Here is a 22,587-nt window from a genome sequence, read left to right on the forward strand (position 1 = left end):
GTCGCACGCGGGCGGATGCCGGGCTGCAGCGATGCGGCACTCTGCGCCCTGCGCTGCCGTCGTGATGGGCAAGGGCAGCACCCACGGCGGAACGCCGCAGCATTCGCAGCGCCCCCAGTGTCCCAAACGCCGTAGTTTTTACAGCCGCTGCAGAAACTGCATGTCCCTCCGCGCACGTGTCCGCGGGGCTTGGCGACCTTGCCTGTGGCACCGCTGGCGCGCCGCTTGCGTGCCGTCGTGTGCTTGCGTGCCGTCCTGTCTATAGTGAAGGAAATGCTGGCCATAACTGGCGTGCGGCATGTGCCGGCGAGCACAGCGCGCAACGTCGGCCCGATGCCGCGGCGCACTCCGCATGCCGCGTGCAAGAACGTGCAAAGGGGCCCATCAGCGCAGCCGGCCGGGGGGAGCGGCTCATCAGTTGCGAGGTAGCCATGAATCTAGCCAGCATCCTGTCGAGCGCGATCCTGGCCTCATCGGTCGCGGTCTCGTCCGCGCCCGTCGAGCGCCAGTTGCTCGCCATCACGCCATCCGACTTTGCCCAGCGCTTCAATACCGTGGCGCAAGGCACCGGCTCCGGCCTGACCCTGCCCAGCTTCAAGGTCAAGCCCGGCTGGCACAAGGCCGCGCCAAGTTCAGGCGTTTCGGTGCTGGTGCGCGCCAGCCGCTCCGGCTACGCCATCGATGAAGTGGTGGTGGTGTGCCGCGAGGTCGAGCGCTGCTTCCTGACCATCTGCACCGCCGCGCTCGCCATCGACGACAGCGTCAATCCGCTGCTGCTGCAGCGCTTTATCGTGGCGCGCATTGCCACCGAGCTGGGCGAGGTCGGCCTGGTGATGTCGGGACTCGCGTATATCGTGGTGACGCCGAAGGAAGACGACTACGTCGCGGTGGTGATCCGGCCCTACCAGCCGCAGGAGCGCAGCGCTTCGCCCAGCCAGGCCAGACGGCTGCCGCCACACGGCATTCCGCACCATCCTGATGGCTATCACGCGGCACCCTACGGTCCCCCGCACGGTCACCCGCACGTTCCCAGGCACGGTCCGCTCACGCCGATCGTGTCGCAGGCGCCGCCGGCGCAGCAGTCCTGAGGGTCTTGCCACCGTCGCTTACGTCGTCACTTACGTCGTCGCTCACGTCACCGTCTACGTCGCGCGCAGCAGCAGTGCCACCGGCAGCCCGCCGAGCACGTCGTGCAGCCGCAGCCGGCCCGCCGGCGCGTCGAGCACATGGCCGGTCAGCGCATCGGTCCAGCGGCTGGCCTGGGGCGCGCCGACGTTCAGCGTGGTATCGCCCCAGCACGCGGGCGGAATGCGCGGCAGCGCCGGATCGACATACGCGGCGGACAGCCGCGTCACCACGGTCAGTGCCTGCCGAGCACCCGCAGTGCGCGCAAAGGCCAGCACCTGCGACACCAGCGCGCCATGCGCCGCCAGCATGCTGTACTGGCCGTCACCGAAGAGATCGGGATCGTCGCGGCGCACGGCCAGCACCTGGCGTACCAGCTGCTGCTTGATGCGGCCGTCGCGCCAGTGCGCGAGCCAATGCGCCCAGCCCGCGCTGCAGCCCAGGCGCGCCTGCAGCCGCGAGAAATCCGGCTGGCAGCGGTTGTCCGGATCGACCAGGCTCAGGTCCCAGCCCTCGCAGCCCTGGTAGCGGTCGGGAATGCCGGGCGCGGTAAGCTGCACCAGCACCTGCGCCAGGCTGTTGAGCGCGCCGGCGCTGGCGATGCGCCGCACGAACTGGCCGATATGCGCCAGCACGCCCTGCGGCCAGCCCGCCGCAATGCCGCGCAGGAAGGCTTCGCAGGCGGCTTCGTATTCGGTATCGGGACAGGTCCAGTTGCCGTGGCGCTTGGCTTCGCGAATGGCCTTGAGCTGCCACGCGGACACGCGCGCGAGCAGCGCTTCGGGCAGGTCGGGCGCTTGCTGCGTGCCGTCATGCTCGGCTGGCGCTGCGGTATCTTCCATCGGCCACGCGCCGACCAGCGCCTGGTACAGCATCAGCCGGTCGCCAGGGTCCGGTGCCAGCGGCAGCGTCGCCAGCAGCGGCGCGCATTCGCGTTCCCATGCGGTCACCGCGTCGGTCCAGGGGCCCGGGATCTCGCTCAGTACCGCCAGGCGCATGCGCGCATCTTCGCCGCGTTTGTGGTCATGGGTGGCGGTGGCCAGCATAGCGTGCGGGCAGGCCAGCCGCCGCGCCGCCATGCGGGCGTGGAACTGCGCTGGCGGCATCGCCAGCAGGGCGGGATCGCTGCCCACTTCATTGCGCGACAGCAGCCGGCCATAGCGGTAGAACGCGGTGTCCTCGCCGGCCTTGGCCGCCAGCGCCGGCATCAGTTGCTGCAGGCGCCGGCGCAGTGCGCCGGTTTCGCTGTCGGGCGCGGCCACGGTGCGCAGGCAGCCGGCGATAAAGGCCAGCGCCACCACTTCGTCCGGGGCCAGCCCGGCACGCGCCGCGTGCATCGCTTCTTCCAGCATGGCCTCGTCGGCCTGCACGGCCGTGGCTTCGCGCGCAACGGGCTGCGCGTCGAAGTAGCTGCGGTAGACCGGCACCGCCGCCATCAGCGCCGCCAGCGCGCGCCGCAGCGCGGCGCGGGTCAGGTCGCGCGTGGCGGGGTCCTGCCTGGCGCATTCGTGCAGGCGCGCGGCGGCGCCTTCGTATTCGGTCACCAGGTGCCGGTCCATCACCTGGCGGCGCGCCTCGGTGGCATGCGCGGCATAGGGTCGCGCATCGCCGCTGACCTGCGCCCACAGTGCGGCCAGCGGCGCGTCGCCTTCGCCGTCGTGCAGTACCGCGGCGACATCGTCCATGAAGTCGTAGCCGGTGGTGCCGTCGACCTGCCAGTCCGGCGCGAGCCGTTCGCGTGGGCCGAGGATCTTCTCGACCACCAGCCACGGGCGCTCGAGCCTGAGCAGCGGCGGGCGCGCCGCGGCGTGGCGGTCCAGTTCCTCGCGCAGCCGGCGGCAATAGCCGGCGGGATCGGCCAGGCCGTCGACATGGTCGACGCGCACGCCGTCGATCCAGCCTTCGCGCAGCAGCCTGAAGACCAGCGCATGGACCATGTCGAAGACTTGCGGATCCTCCTCGCGCACGCCGATCAGGTCGCTGATCTCGAAGAAGCGGCGCCAGTTCAGCGCCGCGGCGGCGCTGCGCCACCACGCGAGCCGGTAGTGCTGGCGCTCCAGCAACGTGTGCAGGCGCGCGCGGCCATCGGCATGGGTGGCGTCGTACCACCCCGGCTCGAGCTCCGCTTCGGTGTCGATGCTGCCCGGCGCGAGCGGCAGCAGGTGGTCGAAGTAGCGCAGGTGCGCGGGCGTGTCGTCGCTCGCCGGCACCCATTGCAGCTCGCCCGCCACCAGCGTGTCCCAGTACGACTGGCCCAGGATCGGCAGCAGCACCTTGTCGTGCAGCGCGGGGTCGCGCGGGGTCCAGTCGATATCGAAGCAGGCGGCAAAGCGGCTGTCGCGGCCGTGGGCCAGCACATCGCGCCACCAGCCGTTGTGGGTCACATCGGCGGCCATATGGTTGGGGACGATGTCGAGGATCAGCCCGAGACCCGCCGCACGTGCGCGGCCGGCGAGAACCTTCAGGCCGCCCTCGCCGCCGAGCTCAGGCCGCACGCAGGTGAAATCGGTGACGTCGTAGCCGTGCGTTGAGCCCGGGCGCGCACTGCACACCGGTGAGAGGTACAGGTGGCTCACGCCCAGGGCGGCGTAGTAGTCGACCACGCCGGCGGCATCGGCGAAGGTGAAGTCCGGATGAAGCTGCAGCCGGGCGGTCGCGCGCGGCAGTGCGCCGGGACCGCTGTCCCCGGCGCCGCGTCCGGCAGGGTCCGGCGCGGGGGCCGGCATCATCGCGGCCGCGCCGGCGCGGGCTCGCACAGGGTGGCGACGCAGGCCAGCGGCGGCAGCATGCCGGCGGACAGCTCGGCGGCGGCGCCGGGCGTGCTTTCATGCAGCGCGGTGCTCTTGTCGCGGCACGGGCGCGTGCAGGGCACGGCTTCGCTGCCCAGGTTCAGCCACAGGCTCAGCTCCACGCCGTCCACCAGCCGCCAGCGCGCGCACAGCGCGGCGGGCCCGAGGATATCGACGCCCTTGCTCTGGCAGCCGGCGATCCGGTGCATCAGGTCGCGGCGCCGGATCGACAGCAGCTCGCGGTAGTACGGAGTCCAGTCGCCGTCGTCCTCCAGTGCCGGGCGCGAGGCCTCGAACGTGGCGACGTCGTTGGGGTCGGGAATCGCCGCGGCGCGCGCGTCGTCGCGGAAGGCCGCGCTGGCGGCGAATTCGCGCCGCCGTCCCTCGCGCACCGCAGCCGCCAGCTCGGGCGGATGGCTGGTGAAGTAGAGGAAGGGCCGCTGCGAGCCGGTTTCTTCGCCCATGAATACCAGCGGCACCTGCGGGCACAGCAGCTGCAGCGCCACCGCGGCGCGCAGCGCGTCGCGGTCGGCCAGTGCGGCCAGCCGCTCGCCGAAGGCGCGGTTGCCGGTCTGGTCGTGGTTCTGCAGGAAGGTGATGAATGCCGTCGGCGGCAGGTGCGCGCTGGGCTGGCCGCGACGCACCGGCGTATCGGGGAATGTGGCGGAGGGGGCGGAGTGGGCAGAGCGGTGCAGCGACGGCTCGCCCTGGTAGGCAAAGCCCTCGGCCAGCACGCGCGCAAGGTGGCGCAGCGCCGGCAGGCCGCGTTCCGCGCCGCTGCCGGTGTCTGCCGCCCCGGTGTAGTCGCGATAGTAGCCGTCGTCCTCGCTGGTCAGCAGCACGTGCAGCGCATGGTGGGCATCATCGTTCCATTGGGCATCGAAGCCGGTGGCCAGCAGCCCGGCATCGTTGTTGTCGTTCTCCAGCACCAGGTGGATATGGCGGTTGCTGCCGTCGCCTGCGGCCCGCATGGTGCGCAGCTCGCCGGGCAGTGCTGCCAGCCAGCCTTCGTCCTCGATCGCATGCACGGCGTCGAGCCGCAGCCCGTCGAAGCGGAACTGCTCCAGCCAGTAGCGCGCGTTTTCGGTGAAGAAGCGCCGCACCTGCGGCCGGCGGAAATCGATGGCCGGGCCCCATGGCGTCTGGCAGTCGGCGCGGAAGAATGCGCTGGCATAGCGGTGCAGGTAGTTGCCCTCGGGGCCGAAGTGGTTGTAGACCACATCCAGCAACACCATCAGGCCGAGCTGGTGGGCACGGTCCACCAGCGCGCGCAAGTCGTCCGGCGTGCCATAGCTGGATTCGGGTGCGAACGGCAGCACGCCGTCATAGCCCCAGTTGCGCTCGCCGGGGAATTCGGCCAGCGGCATCAGTTCCACGGCTGTGAACCCAAGCGCCGCGATCCGCTGCAGTTGCTGCGCGGCGCCGGCGTAGCCGCCGCACAGGCCCACGTGCAGCTCGTAGACGATGGCTTCGTGCCAGGGCCGGCCGCGCCAGTCGGGGCAGCCCCACGCGAAGGCGCGGGCGGCGTCGCGCGCCGGCACGATGCTGGGCCCGTGCACATCGTCGGCCTGCCAGCGCGAGGCCGGATCCGGCACGGTGGTGCCGTCGTCCAGGCGAAACCAGTAACGCGCACCTTCGCAGCACGGCACGATGGCCTCGAACCAGCCATTGGGCCCGCCCGCCATGCGCACCGGGCCGAGTCCCGCGATTTCCAGCCGCACCGCCTGTCCCTGGTCGGCCGCATCGGGCGCCCACAGCCGGAAGCGCACGCGCCCGTCGGGCAGCCACGCGGGCCCGAACAGGTAGTCCTGGGCATGGTCGTCGTTGGAGGTGAAGGCTTGCGCCGAAGGCGCCGCAAAGCAGTCGAGCGGGGCCAGGTTCGGCATGGCGGACCTGGCACCGGGGGCGAGAGGAAACGGGTTCGCGTTCAAATTCGGCTCCTGCCTTCATGGGCTTTGCGAGGGCGCGCAGCGGGACGCAGTGGCGGCGGTCGGTGGCGCGTAGTGCAAGCGGCGATGCTGCGGATGGCGGCCCGCTTGCGGAGTGCGACACCGCCGGTTCAGCCAGCCCTTGCGCAATGCGAACTCCATGCCAGCAGAACGGCGCATTCGTGGCGCGGTCAGCAAGGAAGGGCGCGCTTGCGCGGCGGGCCTTGTTACATGGCTGATTGTAGAAACTACTGGAGCCCTTTGCGCATGCGATACCGCACGCTGCGCCGCATTCGGCCAGCCCGGGAGGCGGCCTCAGGCCGCGCGCGGCGCACGCGCCCCGCCTTCCATCTCGCCCGGCGCGCCGCTGGCGCGGTGCAGCAGCCGCACCGGCACCGGCCCGACTTTCCAGATGCGCTCGCAATATTCGCGAATCGCCCGGTCCGACGAAAACCGGCCAGAGCGTGCGCATGACAGCACCGACATGCGCTGCCAGCGCTCGGTATCGGCAAACGCGTCCGACGCCTTCTGCTGGCAGTCGATGTACGAAGCGAAATCCGCCAGCAGCAGGTAAGGGTCATGCCGCAGCTGCGGATCAAAGAGCGGGCGGAACAGCGTCGGATCGCCGCGCGAGAAGAAGCCCTGCTGGATCAGGTCGATCACCGCGCGCAGCTGCGGGTTGCTGTGGTAATAGGCCGCGGGATCGTAGCCGTCGGCGCGCAGCGCGTAGACCTCGGGCGCGGTCAGGCCGAACGGGAAGAAGTTGTCGTTGCCGACCGCCTCGCGCAGCTCGATATTGGCGCCGTCCATGGTGCCGATATTGAGCGCGCCGTTCATCGCGAACTTCATGTTGCCGGTGCCGGACGCTTCCTTGCCCGCCAGCGAGATCTGCTCGGACAGGTCCGCCGCCGGGTAGATGCGCTGGCCGTAGGTGACGTTGAAGTTGGGCAGGAACACCACCTTGAGCCGGTCGCGCACCTGCGGGTCGCGGTTGATCACGTCGGCCACCGAGGTGATGAAGCGGATCATCAGCTTGGCGTAGACGTAGCCCGGCGCGGCCTTGCCGCCGAACAGGAAGGTGCGCGGCTGGATCTCTGCGTTGGGATCGGACTTGATGCGGTGGTACAGCGCGATCACGTGCAGCACGGCCAGGTGCTGGCGCTTGTATTCGTGGATGCGCTTGACCATCACGTCGAACATCGACGACGGGTCCACCACCACGCCGGTGATGTCGCGGATAAGCTGCGCCAGGTCGGCCTTGTTGTCGCGCCGCGCCGCCTGCCATTGCTGGCGGAAGCCGGCATCGTCCGCATAGGGCTCGAGCGCGTGGATCTGGTCCAGGTCGGAAATCCAGCCGTCGCCGATCGCATCCGACACCAGCCGCGTCAGCCGCGGATTGGACAGCGCCAGCCAGCGCCGCGGCGTCACGCCGTTGGTGATGCTGGTGAATTTCTCCGGCCACATCGCGAAGAAATCCTTGAGCACGTCCTCGCGCATCAGGCGCGAGTGCAGCTCGGCCACGCCGTTGATGGCATGGCTGCCGACGCACGCCAGGTTGGCCATGCGCACATGGCGCTCGCCGTGCTCGTTGATCAGGGACAGACGCGCCAGGCGCGATTCGTCGCCGTAGAAGCGGATCCGCACCTCGTCGAGAAAACGCGCGTTGATCTCCAGGATGATTTCCAGGTGGCGCGGCAGCACCCGCCCGAACAGCGGCAGAGGCCATTGCTCCAGCGCTTCTGGCAGCAGCGTGTGATTGGTGTAGGCAAAGGCATTCTGCGTGATGCTCCAGGCCTCGGCCCAGGGCAGATCATGATCGTCGACCAGCAGCCGCATCAGCTCGGCGATGCCCACCGCCGGGTGGGTGTCGTTGAGCTGTACCGCGAACTTCTCATGGAAGCGCGTGACCGGAATGCCGTCGGCATCGAGCAGCCGCAGCATGTCCTGCAGCGAGCAGGCGACGAAGAAGTACTGCTGCTCGAGCCGCAGCTCTTTGCCCTGGCTGGTTTCGTCGTTGGGGTAGAGCACCTTGGTCAGGTTCTCTGACGTCACCTTCTTGCTGACCGCGCCGAGGTAGTCACCGCGGTTGAAGGTGTGGAAGTCGAAGGCCTCGGTGGCGTCGGCGCGCCACAGCCGCAGCGTGTTGACGGTATTGACCCGGTAGCCCAGGATCGGCGAATCGAACGGCACGCCCACCACGGTCTTGGCCGGGACCCAGCGCACGCGGTAGTGGCCGCGGTCATCGGTGTAGTGCTCGGTGTGGCCGCCCAGGCGCACTTGCACCGCCCATTCGGAGCGCTGGATTTCCCACGGGTTGCCGTTGCGCAGCCAGGTGTCGGTCTTCTCCACCTGCATGCCGTCCATGATGGTTTGCTGGAAGATGCCGTATTCGTAGCGGATGCCGTAGCCCAGCGCGGGGATTTCCAGCGTCGCCAGCGAATCCATGAAGCATGCCGCCAGCCGGCCCAGGCCGCCGTTGCCCAGCCCCGGCTCGACCTCCTGATCCAGGATGCGGTCCAGGTCCAGCCCGGCCGCGGTCATGGCCTCGCGCACCTCGTCGTAGATGCCCAGGTTGATCAGGTTGTTGCCCAGGTGCGGGCCCATCAGGAATTCGGCCGAGAGATAGGCGACAGTGCGCGAGGGCTGGCCCAGGTACGCTTCGGCGGTGCTGATCCAGCGCTGCACCAGGCGGTCGCGCACGGTATGCGCCGCCGCCTGGTAGAGGTCGTTCTGGCCGGCGTGGCCGGGCAGCTTGCCCTGGGTATGGAAGACGTGGTCGAGAAAGGCGCGGCGCAGGCTGGCGCCGGACAGGGCAGTACGGGTGTCGTCGGCATGCTCGGGCCGGGGGGCTTCCTTCATGGCGGGGCTCCTGCACATGTTGGTGAGAAGAGCTTAGCGGATCAGGCAATCCCGCGGGGAAGGGAATTGCCCTGAGGTCTGCAGCCGCCACATGGATCGGCTGCGCGGCGGCTAGCGCCGCCGCGGCGGCGGATGGCGCGCGCCGTGGCGTCCGCTGCGCACGGCCTCGGCGCGCGCGCGCACCTCGGGTGTGTCGGCGAGCGCGCGTGCGTCGGCATCGAGGCGCCGTTGCCAGTTGGGATGGACGCTGGTGGTGCCGGGCAGGTTGGGCTGCTCGGCGGCGCCGAGCAGGTCTTCCAGCGGCACCAGGCGCAGCGCGGTGCGCGCCGTGCCGAGCCAGGCCAGCACTGCGTCGAGCGGGGCGCGCTCGGGGCTCGGCTCACGCCCATGGCACAGGCCGGCGGCGGACAGTGCCTGCCACAGCGCGCTGCGTTCGCGCGCGCGTGCGGCCTGGGCCTGTTCGATGGTTTCGCCGGGCGCCAGCAGGTGCAGCTGGTCGCGCCAGTCCAGGTCGCGCCCCGCCCACCAGCCGACCACCGTGGGCAGGTCGTGCGTCGAGGTGGTGGCGACAGCCTCCGGCGGCCATTGCGCGGGGGGCAGGAAGGCGGGCACGGTGTCGCTGTTGGTGGCGCTGGCGGGGTTCCTGTCGCGCGCGGTTTCCGCGTCGTCAGATGGCTGCGTGGTGCCAGCGCTGTGTTCCTCGCGCTGGAACCACAGCACGTCGATGCCGAGCACGCCGCGCGCCGACAGCGCGGCGTTCAGCTCCGGCGGCACCGTGCCGAGGTTCTCGCCGATGATGATGGCGCGGTGCCGCCACGATTCCAGCGCCACCAGCCGCAGCATGTCGTCAAGCGGATAGCGCAGGTAGGCGCCGTTGCTGGCCGGCGCGCCGGCGGGTACCAGCCACATCCGCGCCAGGCCGAGCACATGGTCGATGCGCAGCCCACCTGCATGGGCCAGGTTGGCGCGCAGCATCTCGAGGAAGGCGGCAAAGCCGTGCCGGCGCAGCCCGCGCGGCGAGAACACCGCGACGCCCCAGTCCTGCCCCAGCGGGTTATACAGGTCAGGCGGCGCGCCGGCGTGGACGCCGGCGAGGATTTCCTGCTGGCGGGTCCAGGCCTGGCTGCCGCCGGGGTCGGCCCCTACCGCCAGGTCGCTGACGATGCCAATGGCCATGCCGGCGTCGCGGGCCGCACGCTGCGCGCGCGCCAGCCCGTCGGCGGCGATCCATTGCAGGAAGGTATGCCAGGCCACGTCATCGGCATGGGCCTGCGCAAAGGCCGCGACCGCGGCATCGGCGGGCGAGCGCAGCGTGACCGGCCAGCTGCGCCAGTCGGGCGCGGCGTTGTGGTTGGTGCCGTTGGCGCTGTCGGCAAGCCGCTGCGCCTGGATGGCCTCGTAGCAGGCATGCGCGTGCAGCGCAGTGCCGCCGCGCGCGCGGAACGCGGCGCAGTCGTCCAGCGCCGCGCGCGGCAGCAGCGTCCCGCGCCGCTGCCACAGCCAGTGCAGGATGGCATAGCGCAGCGGCGCCAGCGCGATCCAGTCGATTTCGCGGCGCGCTTCCAGCGCGGCCAGGGTCTCGCCCGCGCCAAGGTCAGCGATGGCGGCGTCGACCGCGGCCTGCCCGAACAGTGCCGCGGGATCGGCGTAGAGCGGGTTCAGGAACAGCCGGCTGGATGGCGCGTACGGGCTGTAGCGCTGCGGCAGCGCGGCAAAGCCGGCGTGCAGCGGGTTGATGGCCACGGCATCGGCGTGCGCGGCGGCGGCCGAGGTGCAGCACTGCGCCAGCGCGGTCAGGTCGCCCATGCCGCAGGGCGCGCCGCGGCGCAGGCTGTAGAGCTGTAGCGCCAGGCCCCAGGGGCGCGCAGGGTCGCGCGTGCGGCCGGCGTGGCGCAGCGCGTCGGCGACGCCATAGCAGCGCGGCGGCGCCACCGCCAGCACCGTGTGCGCTTCGCCGAGTTCCAGGCGGTGATAGCCGCACACATCGATCGCAGGCAGCAGCATGGTGCCGCCATTGGCGCTGTCGTTGCCCTGGCGCACCGCGGTGCCGGCGACGATGGCGCCGTCTTCGAGCGTGAGCCGGTACGGGCGCTGCGGCAGCGTATGCGGCCACGGCACCGCCACCGGCTGGCCGCGCTCGGCGGTAATCAGCGGCGGCAGCGCATGGGCCGCGTCGTCGGCGGCCAGCCGCGCGCGCGAAGCCTCGCACTGTCCGGTGGTGGCGCAGGGCAGGCCGAGGCCATTCAGCACGCGCTGCAACGCGTCGTCGGATACCGTTTGCGGATGGTTCCAGGCATCGGTCCACTGCGGCAGCAGGCCAGCGCGCAATGCCAGCGCCTGCAGCGGAGTAAGGCCGCGTTCCGACGCTGTGCGAGCCGGGCTGTGGATGCCGGTACGCCGGCTCATGGCGCAGCCTCCTGGCGCGCTTCCAGCGCGACTTCTTCCGTAGCTTCCTGAGGGGCTTCCTGCGGCGCCCCGAGCGGCGGGCTTTCCGGGCGCGCGCTCTCGCGGCTGCGCGCCTGCGCCGCCAGCAGCACCAGCGAGTGGCCGGCCACGTCCTGGCTGTCGCCGACGGCTTCGCCGGCAAGCTCGGCCTCGGTCGCTTCGGGCCGGCTGCTGTCGAACAGCAGGGTCCAGTCCAGCGTGGGCCCGGGCAGCCGGAACGACGCGTCGGCATCGCCGGCGTTAAGCAACAGCAGCGTGACCTGTACGTTGCGGCCGTCGTCCTCTTCCTCCTGCGCCAGCGAACCGAGTTGCGGCCGTTCCGGCTGCTGCGGCGCGGCCGCGCGGCGCAGCGCCAGCGTGCGGATCTCGGGATCGGCCCATTCCTCTGACGTGGGCGGCTTGCCGTCGGTATCGAACCAGGCGATGTCGGCAATGCCGCGCGCCGGCTGTTCGCGCCCGTGCGCGAAGCGGTCGCCGGCGAGCGCATGCAGCCGGCGGCGCAGCGCCAGCAGCCGGCGCACCATATGCTGCAGCGGCTGCGCGCTGCCCGCCTGCGCCTGCTTCCAGTCCAGCCATGAGATCTCGTTGTCCTGGCAGTAGGCGTTGTTGTTGCCCTGCTGGGTGCGGCCCCATTCGTCGCCGGCGGTCAGCATGGGCGTGCCCTGCGACAGCAGCAGCGTGGCCATCAGGGCCTGCGCCACGCGCTGACGGCATGCCAGGATGTCGGGGTCGTCGGTGGGGCCTTCGACGCTGCCGTCCGCACTCCAGTTGGCGCTGGCGTTGTCGTCGGTGCCGTCGCGGTTGTCTTCGCCGTTGGCTTCGTTGTGCTTGCCGCTGTAGCTGACCAGATCGGCCAGCGTGAAGCCGTCATGCGCGGTGATGAAGTTGATGCTGGCCCACGGGCGCCGGTAGCGGCGGTCGAACAGGTCGGCCGAGGCTGTCAGCCGCGCCGCCAGCTCGCCGCGCTGGCCGGCATCGCCGCGCCAGAAGCGGCGCACCACGTCGCGGAACTTGTCGTTCCACTCGGCAAAGCCCGGCGGATGGTTGCCAAGCTGGTAGCCGCCGGGCCCCAGGTCCCACGGCTCGGAGATCAGCTTCACGCGGCGCAGCACCGGGTCCTGCATCAGCGCATCGAAAAAGCCCGAGCCCTGGTCGAAGCCGTTGCCCTCGCGCCCCAGCGTGCTGCCCAGGTCGAAGCGGAAGCCGTCGACGTGGTAGCACTCGACCCAGTAGCGCAGCGAATCCAGCACCATCTGCAGCACGCGCGGATGCGACAGGTTGAGCGTGTTGCCGCAGCCGGTGTCGTTGATGTAGTGGCGCGCGTCGCCGGGCATCAGCCGGTAATAGCTGGCGTTGTCGAGCCCGCGCCAGGACACCGTCGGCCCCAGTTCGTTGCCTTCGCAGGTGTGGTTGTAGACCACGTCCAGGATCACTTCGATGCCGGCGGCATGCAGGCGCCGCATCGCCACCTTGCATTCCTGCAACTGCCCGGTGCCGAGGTAGGCCGGCTCCGGCGCGAAGAACGACATGGTGTTGTAGCCCCAGTAGTTGCGCAGCCCGCGCTCCAGCAGGAAGCGGTCCTGCAGGATGGCGTGGATCGGCAGCAGCTCGATGGTGGTGACGCCAAGCTGCACCAGGTGGTCGATAAAGCGCGGGTCGCACAGCGCGGCGAAGGTGCCGCGCAGGTTGGGCAGCAGGTCGTCGCGCAGCATCGACAGGCCGCGCAGGTGGGCTTCATAGATGACGGTGGACGGCCATGGCACCGCCGGCGGGCGGTCGTCGCCCCAGTGGAAGCTCTCGTCGATCACCACCGCCTTGGGCATGCTCTGGGCGCTGTCGCGGCGGTCCAGCGTCAGGTCGCCGCGCGCGCTCTGCAGGCGGTAGCCGAACAGCACATCGGCCCAGCGCACCGGGCCGCTCAACTGGCGCGCATACGGGTCCAGCAGCAGCTTGTGCGGGTTGAAGCGGTGCCCGTGCATGGGATCGTAGGGGCCATGCGCACGGTAGCCGTACAGCGTGCCCAGCGCCGCGTTGGGCAGGTAGCCGTGCCAGATCTCGTCGGTGCATTCCGGCAGCGGCAGCCGCGCCAGTTCCTTGCGGCCGTTGCCGGAGAACAGGCACACGTCGATGCGCGACGCATGCGCCGAGAACACCGCGAAATTGACCCCCAGCCCGTCCCAATGGGCCCCCAGTGGATACGGCTTGCCCGGCAGCAGCCGGTCCGCGAACGGTCGGTTCATGTCGCCGCGCCTTGTGCGCCACTACCTTGTTCAAATCGCAATACCAGTGTGGCCAGCGGCGGCAGCGTCAGCGCCAGCGACGCGGGCTGGCCGTGCGAAGGCACTTCCACCGCGGCCACCGCGCCGCCGTTGCCGACATTGCTGCCGCCATAGCATTCGGCATCGGTGTTCAGGCATTCCTGCCAGGTGCCGGCAAAGGGCACGCCCAGGCGATAGCCCTGGCGCGGCACCGGCGTCATGTTGGCCACTACCAGCACTACCTCCTGGCTGTCCGGTGCGGCGCGGCGCAGCCAGGCAAAGACGCTGTTGTGGTTGTCGTCGCCCACCACCCACTGGAAGCCTTCGGGGCTGTGGTCCAGCGCGTGCAGCGCGGGCAGTTCGCGGTAGAGCCGGTTCAGGTCGCGCACCAGCGTGTGCATGCCGCGGTGCATGGGGTGGTCCAGCAGCGCCCAGTCGAGCTCGGCGTCGTGGTTCCACTCCTGCCATTGCGCCAGCTCGCCGCCCATGAACAGCAGCTTCTTGCCTGGATGGGTCCACATGAAGCCGTAGTAGGCGCGCAGGCCGGCAAAGCGCTGCCAGTCGTCGCCGGGCACCTTGCCGATCATCGAGCCCTTGCCGTGCACCACCTCGTCATGCGACAGCGGCAGCACGAACGCTTCGGACCACGCATAGACCAGGCCGAAAGTCATGTCCTGGTGGTGCCACGCGCGGTGGATGGGCTCATGTCCCAGGTAGCGCAGCGTGTCGTGCATCCAGCCCATGTTCCACTTGAAGTCGAAGCCCAGCCCGCCGCTGGCGACGCTGGCGGTCACGCCGGGCCACGCGGTCGATTCCTCGGCGATGGTCAGCGCGCCGGGGCAGCGTTCGTGCACCACCGCGTTCAGTTCGCGCAGGAAGTCGACGGCTTCAAGGTTTTCGCGGCCGCCGAAGCGGTTGGGGACCCACTGGCCGGGCTCGCGGCTGTAGTCGCGGTACAGCATCGATGCCACCGCATCGACGCGCAGGCCGTCGGCGTGGAAGTGCTCGAGCCAGTGCAGCGCGCCCGCGAGCAGGAAGCCGCGCACCTCGTTGCGGCCGAGGTTGTAGATCAGCGTGTTCCAGTCCTGGTGAAAGCCTTCGCGCGGGTCCTTGTGCTCGTACAGCGCGGTGCCGTCAAAGCGCGCCAGCCCGTGCGGGTCGGTGGGGAAGTGCGCCGGCACCCAGTCCAGGATCACGCCGATGCCGGCCTGGTGGCAGCGGTCGACAAAGGCAGCGAAGGCCTGCGGCGGGCCCAGCCGCGCGGTCGGCGCATACAGCGACAGCGGCTGGTAGCCCCACGAGCCGCCGAACGGGTGCTCGGTGACGGGCAGCAGTTCGATATGGGTGAAGCCCAGCTCCTGCACGTATGGCACCAGCCGCTCGGCCAGGATCTCCCAGCCGCGCTGGGTATCGTTGGCGGCGCGCAGCCACGACAATGCATGGACTTCATAGACCGACATCGGCGCGCCGTACGGGTCGGTGGCCTCGCGGCGCGCCATCCATTCGGCGTCCTGCCACTCGAACGGCGGCGCGCCCTTGCCGGGCGCCGTTACCACCGATGCGGTCTCGGGCGGGGGCTCGGTGGCCAGCGCCAGCGGGTCGGCCTTGTCGGGCAGCTCGGTGCCGTGCGGATCGAGCAGGTCGTACTTGTAGCGGCAGCCCGGCTCGGCGCCCAGCGCCGCGGGCACGAACAGCTCCCAGATGCCACTGGGATGGCGCAGCCGCATCGGGTGCCGCGCCGGATGCCAGCCATTGAAATCGCCGATCACGGACACGCGCTGCGCATTGGGGGCCCATACCGCGAAGCGCACCCCGTCGACCCCGTCCACGCGCTGCCATTGCGCGCCCATGCAGGCGCCGAGCCGGAAGTGGCGGCCTTCCGCAATCAGGTGCAGGTCGAGCTCGCCCAGCAGCAGCCCGAAGGCATAGGGGTCGGCGCTGCACTGCCCGGTGCCGTCGGCCCATTGCACGCGCAGCCGGTAGTCGGCGGCACTGGCCTTGCCGGACCGGTTTTCGCGCGGCAGCCACCCGGCAAAGATGCCGCCGCCGTGCAGCCGTTCCATATCCGCCAGCGGCGCGCCGCCGGCATCGGCAAGCTGCACCGACACCGCGCCCGGCAGGCAGGCGCGCACCAGCACGCCGTCGCCATCCGGATGCGGCCCCAGTACCGCGAACGGGTCAGGGTGGCGCGCGCCCAGCAGCGCATCGAGCTCGTGGCCGGGCAGCATGCCGGCCTGCTGCGCGCTGCGGCTTCCGGCTGTGGTGGAGGGGTTCATGGTTGCACCCCCGTGGCCGCTGTCAGCTTGCGGACCAGCCGCGCCAGACCGCTTACCGGCAGGTCGATCCAGGCGACGCGATTGGCGGCTTCGTAATCGACCTCGTAGGCCGCGCGTTCCAGCAGGAACAGGTCCAGCAGCGGCTGGAGCTGGTCGGGCTGCACCCATGGTGCGGCCGAGCCCTCCATATGTTGCCGGTAGGCGTTCAGGAAGGCCTCGTTGGCGGTGGTGCGGAAGCGCTCCAGCAGCACGGCGCGGCGTTCGGCCAGCGCGGGCGGCAGTTCGGTATGGGTGCGTTCCTGGCGATCGGTGCCGACCGTGGCCGCGGCATAGTCGATCGAGCGCAGCAGCCCGGCCACGTCGCGCAGCGGCGAGGTCTTGCGCCGCCGCCAGTCCAGCGGCAGGCCGGGCTCGCCCTCGAAGTCGACCAGGTAGGTGTCGTTCTGCGCGATCAGCACCTGGCCCAGGTGGAAGTCGCCGTGGATACGGGTCTGCAGGCTGCCCGGCGCCGACGCGGCCAGCTGATCGACCAGCCCCGGCAGCGCGTCGCGGGCATCCATCAGCGTCTGCACGTCGGACTCGAACGCCATGCGTACCGAACCCTGCACGTTGTCGGCGCGCCGTTCCAGCAGCGTCAGCGCGCGCTGCAGCGCCTTCATTGCCTGTCCGGCCCAGGCGCGCGCATCGTCGTCGCTGGCCGGCACCGGCGTGAACGGCGCTTCATCGGTGGGCCGGGCCAGCACCGCATGCAGTTCGGCCAGGCGCCGTCCCAGCGTGCCGGCCAGCGCGGCGTAGCCGTTCATGGCCTCGGCGAACTCGTCCTCGCTTTCCGGCGCCGGCAGCGCATCGTCGATGGCGCGGCCAAGGTAGTCGAGGGTCCAGTCCCAGCCGTTGCCCTGGTTGAGGATATAGCCCTGCAGCAGCATCAGCGTATGCGGCACGCCGTCGGCACCGGTGCGCACCACCTCGCCCAGCAATGGCGCCGCGTGCGCGTAGCTCTGCGCGGTCAGGTAGCGTGTCATCTCGGCTTCGGGATGGATGCCGCCGGAGAGCCGGCGCACCAGCTTGAGCACCGCGGTGTTGTTGTACGACAGCGAGCTGTTGGACTGCTCGGCCGACATGTACTCGATGGGGTCGCGCTCCAGTTCCAGCGCGGCCAGTCCCGGTTCGGCCTGGAAGCGGATGAGGTCCTGCCCGGCGCGCATTTCCACGCCATTGCGCAGCGCACGCACCACTTCGCGCGCGAAGGGCTCGACCACGAATCCGTCGGTGGCCAGTCCCACGCGGCTGCCCTGGCGCACGCGCGCCATCGACAGCCCGTGTGCAAGCTGCGACACGCCGTCGGCGCTCTCGCGGTCCCACAGGATGCCTACCGGCAGCTGGTAGCGTTCGGTGCGGCCGGACAGCGCCACCTCGACCTCGGCCAGGTAGACGTCTTCGCCCGCGCCGCCGCGCGCGAACGGCAGCACGTACGCCATGCCGACGCGCTCGATGCGCTCATGCTTGGCGCCGAACCAGCGGCGCCGGCTGATGTAATGCGGCAGCACTTCGCTGGCCATGATGCGGCGCGACGCGTCGGTCAGTTCCGGCCGGCCTATGTTCTGCATCACGAGGGTGATCTGGTCTGGCATTTGCTCGGGCGCCTCCACGTGCCACGACGGCGGCTGCGCCTCGTCGCTGAGCACGAACCAGTAGAAGCCGTAGGGCGGCAGCGTCAGCAGGTAGGTAAGCGTGCCGATGGCGGGAAAGGGGGTGGCACCCATCATCTCCACCGGCACGCGGCCGTTGAAGGCGGACAGGTCCAGTTCGACGGCCTGCGGCGCGCGCGACAGGTTGGCCACGCACAGGATGTGCTCGCCCTCGTATTCGCGCAGGTAGGCCAGGATCTTGCGGTTGCCGGGAAACAAGAAGCGCAGCGCGCCGCGGCCGAAGGCCTGGTGCTTGCGCCGCAGCGCCAGCATGCGCCGCATCCAGTTCAGCAGTGAATGCGGATCGCGCGCCTGCGCCTCGACATTGACCGCCTCATAGCCGTACAGCGGGCCCTGCAGCGGCGGCAGCACCAGCCGCTCGGGGTCGGCATGCGAGAAGCCGCCGTTGCGGTCGGGCGACCACTGCATCGGCGTGCGCACGCCGTCGCGGTCGCCCAGGTGGATGTTGTCGCCCATGCCGATCTCGTCGCCGTAGTAGATCACCGGCGTGCCCGGCATCGAGAACAGCAGGCTGTTCATCAGTTCGATGCGGCGGCGGTCGCGCTCCATCAGCGGCGCCAGCCGGCGGCGGATGCCCAGGTTGATGCGCGCGCGCCGGTCCGAGGCATAGACCTCCCACAGGTAGTCGCGCTCGCTGCTGGTCACCATTTCCAGCGTCAGTTCGTCATGGTTGCGCAGGAAGATGGCCCACTGGCAGTTCGGCGGCACCTCCGGCGTCTGGCGCATGATGTCGGTGATCGGGAAGCGGTCTTCGCGCGCGATCGCCATGTACATGCGCGGCATCAGCGGGAAGTGGAACGCCATATGGCATTCGTCGCCTTCCGGCTCGGGGCCGGTCAGGCCGAAATACTGCTGCGCGTCCTCGGGCCACATATTGGCCTCGGCCAGCAGCATGCGGCCCTGGAAGTGCTGGTCCAGGTGCGCGCGGATATGGCGGATGACGGCGTGGGTCTCCGGCAGGTTCTCGTTGCTGGTGCCTTCGCGCTCCACCAGGTACGGCACCGCGTCCAGGCGCAGCCCGTCGATGCCCATGTCGAGCCAGAAGCGCATCACCGACAGGACTTCGTTGAGCACCTGCGGGTTATCGAAGTTCAGGTCGGGCTGGTGCGAATAGAAGCGGTGCCAGAAGTACGCGCCGGCGACCGGGTCCCAGCTCCAGTTGGACTTCTCGGTATCGCAGAAGATGATGCGGGTGCCGGCGTAGGACTGGTCATGGTCGGACCATACGTAGTACTTGCGCGCCGCCGAGCCGGGCTTGGCCTTGCGCGCGCGCTGGAACCACGGATGCTGGTCGGAGGTGTGGTTGATCACCAGCTCGGTGATCACGCGCAGCCCCCGCGCATGGGCCGCGGCGATAAAGCGGCGGGCTTCGGTCAGCGTGCCGTAGTCCGGGTGGACGTTGCGGTAGTCGGCAATGTCGTAGCCGTCGTCGCGGCGCGGCGACGGGTAGAACGGCAGCAGCCAGATGGTGTCCACGCCCAGGTTGACCAGGTAGTCGAGCTTGGCCAGCAGCCCGGCAAAGTCCCCGACGCCGTCGCCGTTGGCGTCGTAGAAGGACTTGATGTGGAGCTGGTAGATGACCGCGTCCTTGTACCAGAGGGGATCGGCGTTGAGCAGTGCGGCGCTGGCGGTTTCTGTTAGGCGTTTCATCCGTGTCTCCACGTGTGCCTTTGTCAGGCGCCGTGCGGGTCGGTCGAGGCCGGGGCGGCGGCGGGGCGGGGCGCGGGCCGCTCCAGCGGCCGTACGTGCCAGACCACGAAGGGCGTCTGCGCCGGGTCCAGCCGGATGCGCTGGTGCTTGCCGCGCAGTTCAAAGCGCTGTCCGCGCATCAGGTCCTGCACCGACACGCGGGCATGGTCGGACAGGCCCCATTCCCACAGCGGCAGTTCGATATCGGTCTCGTGCGGGGTGCGCGGGTCCAGGTTGATGGCGACCAGCAGCACGTCGTCGCCGAAGCGGTAGTCGGTGCCTGGCACGAAGCGCGCGAACCACAGCACCGCATCGCTGGTGGCGTGATAGAAGCGCAGGCCCAGGTGGTTCTGCAGCGCCGGGTGGCCGGCGCGGATCTCGTTGAGGCGCGAGATCTCGGCGACGATATTGCCGGGCTGGTTCCAGTCGCGCGCGCGCAGCTGGTATTTCTCGGAGTCGAGGTACTCCTCGCGCACCTTGCCGTCCAGCACGAACGGCGCGCTCTCGCACAGCTCGAACCCGTTATACATGCCCCACAGCCCCGACAGCAGCGTGGCCAGCGCCGCGCGGATCAGGAACGCGGGGCGGCCGCCGTTGTGCAGGAAGTAGGGATTGATGTCCGGCGTGTTGACAAAGAAGTGCGGGCGGAAGAAGTCGCGCAGCGGGCTCTGTGTCAGCTCGTTCAGGTACTCGGTCAGCTCCCACTTGGCGTTGCGCCAGGTGAAGTAGGTGTACGACTGGCTAAAGCCCAGCTTGGCCAGGCGCGCCATCATCTTGGGCCGGGTAAACGCCTCGGCCAGGAAGATGGTGTCGGGGTGGCGCGCGCGTATGTCCGCGATCATCCATTCCCAGAACGGCAGCGGCTTGGTGTGCGGGTTGTCGACGCGGAAGATGCGCACGCCCTGGTCGGCCCAGAACATCACCACGTCGCGCAGCGCCTGCCACAGCGCGGCACCGGCGGGCGGCGCGGCGTAGAAGTCGACATTGACGATGTCCTCGTACTTCTTGGGCGGGTTCTCGGCGTAGCGCAGCGAGCCGTCGGGACGGTGCGCGAACCATTCCGGATGGTCGCGCAGCCACGGGTGGTCGGGCGAGCACTGGATGGCGAAATCGAGCGCCAGCTCCAGCCCATACCCCGCGGCGGCGTCGCGCAACCGGCGGAAGTCGTCGAAGGTGCCCAGCTCGGGATGCAGCGCGTCATGGCCGCCTTCCTCGCCGCCGATGGCGTAGGGGCTGCCGGGGTCGTCCGGCTCGCTGCGCAGGCTGTTGTTGCGGCCCTTGCGATGGGTGCGGCCGATCGGGTGGATCGGCGGGAAGTAGAGCACGTCGAAGCCCATCGCGCGGATCGCGGGCAGGCGGGCGATCACGTCGTCGAACGTGCCGTGGCGATTCTCGTCGTTGCTTTGCGAGCGTGGGAACAGCTCGTACCAGCTTGCGTAGCGCGCCGCGAGGCGGTCGGCCTCGACCGGCATCGCCATCGGATGCCGCGAGGCGAACGGGCGCCCGGCGGGTGTGGCCATCACCGCCTGCATCGCGGCAGCAGTGCGCGGCGACAGCAGGAGCTCCAGCCGGCGTTCGTCGTCGCCGGCCGCGGCGGTCAGTTCATCCACGAGGGCGGACAATGCGCCGCCCGCGGGCACCCTGGCGCCGTTCTTCCGGCCATTGCCTTTCTTGCTGCTCCTGCCGTTCTTGCCGGCCGGCGGCAGCAGCGCATCGGCCACCAGCCGCGCGCCTTCCTCGATTTCCAGCGCGACGTTCAGCCCGGCGGCGCGCTTCTTGCCGATCTCGTCGAGCCAGCTCGCGAAGGTGTCGCGCCAGGCTTCGACGGTGAATTCATGCCGGCCCAGCGCCACCAGCGGGAAGCTGCCATGCCAGCGGTCGTTGACCACATGGTGCATCGGTGCTTCATGCCAGTCGGTCTCGCCCGGCGCGCGCCACAGCACTGCCGCGGCGAGCTTGTCGTGACCGTCCATCCAGATGTCGGCGCTGACAGTCACGCGTTCGCCCACGATGCGCCGCACCGCGAAGCGGCCCTCGTCGCAGGAGGGCTCGACGTGTTCGATGGCGATGCGCGGGGATTCCATCGCCGCCACCACGCTGCCCAGGCCGGTCGCGGCCAGCGTTTCGTGGCCGTGCGGCGCGCTCGCATCGGCGCGCGGCATGCCGGGGCGCGTCAGCGGCACCGGCGGCACTTCATAGAGGCGGATATCGGCGGGTGCCAGCGTGATGCTGGCCAGCGCATCGAGGCGGCTGGTGCCGTCGATCGTGCCGCCGGGGCCGCCCGGCGAGGCTTCCAGGTGCGCGCTGGCATGTGGCAGCGCGCTCAACACGCGGTCCGCGCCCAGCGTGCCGGGCGCCGCCGGATCGGGGTTGACCACCACGGCCAGCGCTGCGGTGCCATCAGGCAAGCCGGGTGCTGTATCGTCGCCGGCATCGCGCGGCAGGCCGCAGGCGCCATCGGGGGCGGGCAGCCTGGCCAGCACCGTCAGCGGCGCATCGGGACCGCTCAGCAGCCGCACCGACAGCGCCGGCGCGGGGTTGCGCGAGGCCAGCCAGGTATTGGCCTCGAGCAGTTCGTGGGTGAGATCGTACGGGGCGCCGTCATGCGCCGCGCCGTCCGGCGTCAGCGGATCGCGCGCGAGCGCGCCGCCGGTCTCGAAGCCGGCCGGCACCAGGATGCCGTCGCCGATGGCGGCGGCGGTCCACAATGCGCGCCGCGCGCTCAGCGCATCCTGGCGTGCGGGTGTCAGCGCGGGCGCGGCCAGCACCCGGCCAAAGCGGCGCAGCCGTGCGATTTCCTCGGTCAGCCAGGGGCTGCGGAAATCCCACCACGGCAGCGAGCAGAAGGCGGCATCGAAGCCTGCCGGCGCGAGGTCGTCCAGTTGCGCGGGCGTCAGCCCCGGCGTCCAGGCGAGAAACAGCGGCGTGCCGCGCGCCTGCCCGGGCACGGCATCGCCGCGCAGGGTCGAGGTCAGCGCGCTCCACCACCTGCCCGGCACGCGTGCCGGCGCACGGCAGCAGAAGCCGGCGGCACCGGCGGCCCACGCCATGCGCAGGTGGGCCGCCCACCATTGCACCAGCGGCTCGGCCACATGCGGGTCGTGCCAGCGCAGGCGCGAGCCGGGGATGTGGTTGTCGGTCTCGTGCGGCGCAGCCGCGGGCGCGGCGGTGTCGATCCAGCGCGGATCGACTGCGCCATCGCCGCCGTCAGGCGTGTAGCGATCCAGTGAAATATCGAGCAGCGGGGCCAGCCCATGCCGGGCGCACGCCGCGAGGGCGTCCTCGCCGGGCAGGCGCGGCCAGCCGCCGATCAATACATGGTCGAAGCCCAGCGCCGCCACGCGTTGCAGCGCGTGTTCATCGGCGTCGGGCGTTCCGGTCAGGTCGATCTGGCAGATCCGCACAAAGTCCTCCCGGTGTGGCGCTCCAATGGAGCAAAAAAACCCACGGCGAGGCCTTGCGGCCGGGCCAGCGGGATGGCACTGCCATGCGAAGTGCGTGCCAGCGCG

At 70.3% G+C, this 22,587-nt stretch carries 9 protein-coding genes; 1 reads left to right on the forward strand and 8 read right to left on the reverse strand.

Features of this window, described 5'->3' with window-relative positions; all coding sequences use genetic code 11:
- The first annotated feature begins 431 nt into the window (after nucleotides 1-431).
- A complete protein-coding gene (locus AB1I47_RS14155; protein WP_354684375.1) occupies nucleotides 432-1,088 on the forward strand; it encodes a malto-oligosyltrehalose synthase in 657 nt (218 codons plus the stop codon).
- Between the two features lie 54 nt (nucleotides 1,089-1,142).
- On the opposite strand, the gene treY is transcribed toward AB1I47_RS14155, so the two are convergent.
- The 8 genes from treY to AB1I47_RS14195 all read right to left on the reverse strand — a co-directional run bounded on the left by treY (nucleotide 1,143) and on the right by AB1I47_RS14195 (nucleotide 22,482).
- Nucleotides 1,143-3,851 (reverse strand): malto-oligosyltrehalose synthase, encoded by a 2,709-nt coding sequence (gene treY, locus AB1I47_RS14160; protein WP_354684410.1) that lies wholly within the window; start codon nucleotides 3,849-3,851, stop codon nucleotides 1,143-1,145.
- Nucleotides 3,851-5,845, reverse strand: coding sequence for a malto-oligosyltrehalose trehalohydrolase (gene treZ / locus AB1I47_RS14165; protein ID WP_407935839.1), 1,995 nt, complete (start codon nucleotides 5,843-5,845; stop codon nucleotides 3,851-3,853). Before treZ ends, treY begins: the two co-directional genes overlap by 1 nt.
- 312 nt (nucleotides 5,846-6,157) lie before the next feature.
- The gene (locus tag AB1I47_RS14170; RefSeq protein WP_354684377.1) at nucleotides 6,158-8,701 is read right to left on the reverse strand and encodes a glycogen/starch/alpha-glucan phosphorylase; all 2,544 of its coding nucleotides are present in this window, start codon (nucleotides 8,699-8,701) and stop codon (nucleotides 6,158-6,160) included.
- 111 nt (nucleotides 8,702-8,812) lie between these two features.
- Nucleotides 8,813-11,107 carry a 4-alpha-glucanotransferase gene (gene malQ / locus AB1I47_RS14175; protein ID WP_354684378.1) on the reverse strand — a complete coding sequence of 765 codons (2,295 nt, stop codon included), beginning with the start codon at nucleotides 11,105-11,107 and terminating at the stop codon, nucleotides 8,813-8,815.
- Nucleotides 11,104-13,386, reverse strand: a complete 2,283-nt coding sequence (gene glgX, locus AB1I47_RS14180) for a glycogen debranching protein GlgX (RefSeq protein WP_354684379.1) — start codon at nucleotides 13,384-13,386, stop codon at nucleotides 11,104-11,106. Before glgX ends, malQ begins: the two co-directional genes overlap by 4 nt.
- Nucleotides 13,383-15,680: a 1,4-alpha-glucan branching protein GlgB gene (glgB, locus tag AB1I47_RS14185; protein ID WP_407935840.1), complete on the reverse strand. Its 2,298-nt coding sequence runs from the start codon at nucleotides 15,678-15,680 to the stop codon at nucleotides 13,383-13,385. Before glgB ends, glgX begins: the two co-directional genes overlap by 4 nt.
- Entirely contained in the window at nucleotides 15,677-19,039 is a 3,363-nt protein-coding gene (gene treS / locus AB1I47_RS14190) for a maltose alpha-D-glucosyltransferase (protein ID WP_354684380.1), read from the reverse strand. Before treS ends, glgB begins: the two co-directional genes overlap by 4 nt.
- 23 nt (nucleotides 19,040-19,062) lie before the next feature.
- Entirely contained in the window at nucleotides 19,063-22,482 is a 3,420-nt protein-coding gene (locus tag AB1I47_RS14195) for an alpha-1,4-glucan--maltose-1-phosphate maltosyltransferase (protein WP_354684381.1), read from the reverse strand.
- Nucleotides 22,483-22,587: the final 105 nt, after the last annotated feature.

Source organism: Cupriavidus necator (genome assembly GCF_040578825.1).
Classification (GTDB): Bacteria; Pseudomonadota; Gammaproteobacteria; order Burkholderiales; family Burkholderiaceae; genus Cupriavidus; species Cupriavidus necator_E.

What these genes read in the sequence shown, in the direction of transcription:
- AB1I47_RS14170 (WP_354684377.1), bottom strand. Translation starts at nt 8,701, where the DNA reads ATGAAGGAAGCCCCCCGGCCCGAGCATGCCGACGACACCCGTACTGCC.
- AB1I47_RS14155 (WP_354684375.1), top strand. Translation starts at nt 432, where the DNA reads ATGAATCTAGCCAGCATCCTGTCGAGCGCGATCCTGGCCTCATCGGTC.
- treS (WP_354684380.1), bottom strand. Translation starts at nt 19,039, where the DNA reads ATGAAACGCCTAACAGAAACCGCCAGCGCCGCACTGCTCAACGCCGAT.
- glgX (WP_354684379.1), bottom strand. Translation starts at nt 13,386, where the DNA reads ATGAACCGACCGTTCGCGGACCGGCTGCTGCCGGGCAAGCCGTATCCA.
- glgB (WP_407935840.1), bottom strand. Translation starts at nt 15,680, where the DNA reads ATGAACCCCTCCACCACAGCCGGAAGCCGCAGCGCGCAGCAGGCCGGC.
- malQ (WP_354684378.1), bottom strand. Translation starts at nt 11,107, where the DNA reads ATGAGCCGGCGTACCGGCATCCACAGCCCGGCTCGCACAGCGTCGGAA.
- treY (WP_354684410.1), bottom strand. Translation starts at nt 3,851, where the DNA reads ATGCCGGCCCCCGCGCCGGACCCTGCCGGACGCGGCGCCGGGGACAGC.